The sequence below is a fragment of the Streptomyces ipomoeae 91-03 genome (genome assembly GCF_000317595.1).
Classification (GTDB): domain Bacteria; phylum Actinomycetota; class Actinomycetes; order Streptomycetales; family Streptomycetaceae; genus Streptomyces; species Streptomyces ipomoeae.
Window position 1 is genome coordinate 1 of sequence record NZ_AEJC01000602.1, and the last position, 3,941, is coordinate 3,941.

Consider the following 3,941-nt stretch of genomic DNA (forward strand, 5'->3'; position numbering starts at 1 on the left):
GCGTCGCGCTCGGCGAACACCGAGCTACGGGCGGCGAAGAAGATGTCCTGAGCACCGCGGAAACGGTTCCACAGGTCGTCCTCGTGCTCGCGCTGGGCACGGCCCGCGGCCTTCCAGTCCGCCATCAGCTCGCGGTAGCGCGCGGCCGTGGGACCCCAGTCGGTCGAACTCGACAGCGCCTCGGCCTCCGCGACCAGCTTCTCCTTGGTCTTGCGGGCCTCCTCGCGCTGCGCGTCGAGCTGCGCGAAGTGGGCCTTGCGGCGCTTGGAGAACGCCGAGCGGGCATGCGAGAAGCGGTGCCAGAGCTCGTCGTCGGACTTGCGGTCCAGCCGGGGCAGGCCCTTCCAGGTGTCCACCAGCGCCCGCAGCCGCTCACCGGCGGACCGCCACTGGTCGGACTGGGCCAGCTCCTCCGCCTCGGCGACCAGGGCCTCCTTGGCGTGCCGGGCCTCGTCCGTCTGCTTCGCCCGCTGCTGCTTGCGCTCCTCGCGACGCGCCTCGACGGTCTCGACGAGCTTGTCCAGCCGCTTCCTCAGCGCGTCCAGGTCACCGACCACGTGATGCGCGTCGACCTGCTCCCGAATGTGGTCGATCGCGGCCTGCGCGTCCTTCGCCGACAGGTCGGTGGTCTTCACACGCTTCTCGAGGAGGCCGATCTCGACAACCAGGCCTTCGTACTTGCGCTCGAAGTAGGCCAGCGCCTCCTCAGGGGAGCCGGCCTGCCAGGAACCGACGACCTGCTCGCCGTCGGCCGTACGCACGTACACGGTCCCCGTCTCGTCGACGCGGCCCCACCGGTCGCTGCTCACAGCGCCTCCTCCACATGATGCCTGCGGGGGGCCTGAAGCTCCCCCGGGCATCGTCCACAGTTTCGTCACGGCCAACATAGGCGACCGGCGGGTTGCCTGTCCGCATCCCGCGCGACCGAAATTTCACTGCCGGCGGTCAGGACTTCTTGACAGTCGCCTTGTTGATCACCACGGTCGCATTGGGCGTCCCATCACCCATTCCCGTGTTCTCGCCCGCATCGGCGATCTTCTTCAGAACCTTCATGCCGTCCTTGGAGACCGTGCCGAACGGCGTGTAGTTGGCCGGCAGCGGGCTGTCCTGGAACACCAGGAAGAACTGGCTGCCGCCACTGTTCTTGCCCTCACCGGTCTGCGCGTTGAACTGGTTCGCCATGGCGACCGTGCCCGCCGGGTACACATCGCCCTTCAGCCGCGAGTCCTTCAGGTTCTCGTCCGGGATCGTGTAGCCGGGACCGCCCATGCCGGTGCCCTGCGGGTCACCGCACTGGAGCACGTAGATGCCCTGCGTGGTGAGCCGGTGGCACTTGGTGTGGTCCAAGTAGCCCTTGTTCACGAGGAAGTTGAAGGAGTTCACGGTGTGCGGGGCCTTCGCCGCGTCCATCGCTATGCCGATGTCACCGCAGGTCGTCTGCAGATCCATCGTGTACTTCGCGGTCTTGTCGATGGTCATCTCGGGCTCCTTCTTGAAAGTGAGCTCCTTGACCTTGCCCTCGGCTGCCTTCTCGCACGGGTCCGGCGCCTTGCTCGGCGACGCGCTCGGCGTCACCTCCGCGCTCGCGTTGTCCTTCTTGCCGTCGCCCTTGAGGACGTCCGTCGTATACAGCGCCACACTGCCGACCAGGATCACGCCGAGAACCGAGGCGATCACGGCGTTCCGGACATGTGCCTTGCGCCGTGCCTGGGTGCGCCGCTGCTGCTGCCGCAAGAACTTCTCCCGGGCGAGCTGACGCCGCCGCTGCTCCTGGCTGACCACGGGGTTCTCTCCTCATGCGTCTCGTACGTCGACGGGTGCGTCGCGCGTCTCGTGAGTCGACTGTCTCTGTGTGACCCGTACCGTATATGGGTTCGCTGAGGAAACGGCAGCGCCGGTAGGCTCTGATCCACAGCAACCCACCCCCGTACGACGAATCCGAGGACGATCGTGCTCATTGCCGGGTTCCCCGCCGGGGCCTGGGGGACCAACTGTTACCTGGTCGCCCCCGCCGCCGGTGAGGAGTGCGTGATCATCGACCCGGGCCACGAGGCCACCCAGGGAGTCGAGGAGACGCTGAAGAAGCATCGGCTCAAGCCCGTCGCCGTCGTCCTCACCCACGGCCACCTCGACCATGTGGCCTCGGTCGTCCCCGTGTGCGGCGCGCACGACGTACCGGCGTGGATCCACCCCGAGGACCGGTACATGATGAGCGACCCCGAGAAGGGGCTCGGCCGTTCCATCGGCATGCCGCTGCTGGGCGAGCTGACCATCGGGGAGCCCGACGACGTCAAGGAGCTGACCGACGGTGCCGAGCTGCAGCTGGCCGGTCTGGAGCTGTCCGTCGCGCACGCGCCCGGCCATACCAAGGGGTCGGTGACCTTCCGGATGCCCGAGACCGCGGAGATCCCCTCCGTGTTCTTCTCCGGGGATCTGCTCTTCGCCGGCTCCATCGGACGCACCGACCTGCCCGGCGGTGACATGGCCGAGATGCTCGACTCGCTGGCCCGCGTGTGCCTGCCGCTCGACGACTCGACCGTGGTGCTGTCCGGCCACGGCCCCCAGACGACCATCGGCCAGGAGCGCGCCACCAACCCGTATCTGCGGCAGGTGGCCGCCGGCGGCCAGGGAGTCCCCGGGACTCCCCGACGAGGAATGTGACAAGAGACCTTCCGTGAGCACCTTTCAGGCCCCCAAGGGCACGTACGACCTGCTGCCGCCGGACAGCGCCAAGTACCTCGCCGTCCGCGAGGCGATCGCCGCGCCGCTGCGCAACTCCGGCTACGGCTACATCGAGACGCCCGGCTTCGAGAACGTGGAGCTGTTCGCGCGCGGTGTCGGTGAGTCCACCGACATCGTGACCAAGGAGATGTACGCCTTCGAGACCAAGGGCGGCACCAAGCTGGCCCTGCGCCCCGAAGGCACCGCCTCCGTCCTGCGCGCGGCTCTGGAGGCCAACCTGCACAAGGCGGGCAACCTCCCGGTCAAGCTCTGGTACTCCGGCTCGTACTACCGCTACGAGCGTCCCCAGAAGGGCCGCTACCGCCACTTCTCCCAGGTCGGTGCCGAGGCCATCGGAGCCGAGGACCCGGCGCTCGACGCCGAGTTGATCATCCTGGCCGACCAGGCGTACCGCTCGCTGGGCCTGCGGGACTTCCGCGTCCTGCTGAACAGCCTGGGCGACAAGGAGTGCCGTCCGGTCTACCGGGCCGCCCTCCAGGACTTCCTGCGCGGGCTGGATCTGGACGAGGACACCCTCCGCCGCGCCGAGATCAACCCCCTGCGCGTCCTGGACGACAAGCGTGAGTCGGTCCAGAAGCAACTGTCGGGCGCCCCCCTCCTGCGCGACTACCTCTGCGACGCCTGCAAGGCGTACCACGAGGAGGTGCGCGAGCTGATCACGGCGGCGGGCGTCTCCTTCGAGGACGACCCGAAGCTGGTGCGTGGCCTGGACTATTACACCCGTACGACCTTCGAGTTCGTCCACGACGGTCTCGGCTCCCAGTCCGCGGTGGGCGGCGGCGGCCGCTACGACGGCCTCTCCGAGATGATCGGCGGCCCCGCGCTGCCGTCCGTCGGCTGGGCCCTCGGCGTCGACCGCACGGTCCTGGCCCTGGAGGCGGAGGGCGTGGAGCTCCAACTCCCGGCGTCCACCAGCGTGTTCGCGGTCCCGCTGGGCGAGGAGGCTCGCCGCGTCCTGTTCACGAAGGTCACCGAGCTGCGCAAGGTGGGCATCGCGGCCGACTTCTCGTACGGCGGGAAGGGACTCAAGGGCGCGATGAAGAACGCCAACAGGAGTGGGGCTCGGTACGCGATCGTGGCCGGGGAGCGGGATCTCGCCGAGGGCGTCGTCCAGCTCAAGGACATGGAGTCCGGTGAGCAGGTCGCCGTGGGCGTGAACGAGATCGTGGCGGAGCTGGAGGCCCGCCTGGGCTGATCCG

4 protein-coding genes are annotated in these 3,941 nt (G+C 68.5%); 2 read left to right on the forward strand and 2 right to left on the reverse strand.

Annotated features, from left to right (window positions below; all coding sequences use genetic code 11):
• Both STRIP9103_RS38800 and STRIP9103_RS38805 read right to left on the reverse strand, forming a co-directional pair.
• On the reverse strand, positions 1 to 809 hold an 809-nt coding region (locus tag STRIP9103_RS38800), incomplete at its 3' end, for a DUF349 domain-containing protein (RefSeq protein WP_009336643.1).
• Positions 810 to 945: 136 nt separating this feature from the next.
• On the reverse strand, positions 946 to 1,782 hold the full coding sequence (locus tag STRIP9103_RS38805) for a peptidylprolyl isomerase (protein WP_009336641.1): 837 nt from the start codon (positions 1,780 to 1,782) through the stop codon (positions 946 to 948).
• A gap of 168 nt (positions 1,783 to 1,950) precedes the next feature.
• Here STRIP9103_RS38805 and STRIP9103_RS38810 point away from each other — a divergent pair, with 168 nt between their 5' ends.
• The gene (locus STRIP9103_RS38810) at positions 1,951 to 2,661 is read left to right on the forward strand and encodes an MBL fold metallo-hydrolase (RefSeq protein WP_009336647.1); all 711 of its coding nucleotides are present in this window, start codon (positions 1,951 to 1,953) and stop codon (positions 2,659 to 2,661) included.
• Positions 2,662 to 2,674: 13 nt separating this feature from the next.
• Positions 2,675 to 3,937 carry a histidine--tRNA ligase gene (hisS, locus tag STRIP9103_RS38815; RefSeq protein WP_009336645.1) on the forward strand — a complete coding sequence of 421 codons (1,263 nt, stop codon included), beginning with the start codon at positions 2,675 to 2,677 and terminating at the stop codon, positions 3,935 to 3,937.
• Positions 3,938 to 3,941: the final 4 nt, after the last annotated feature.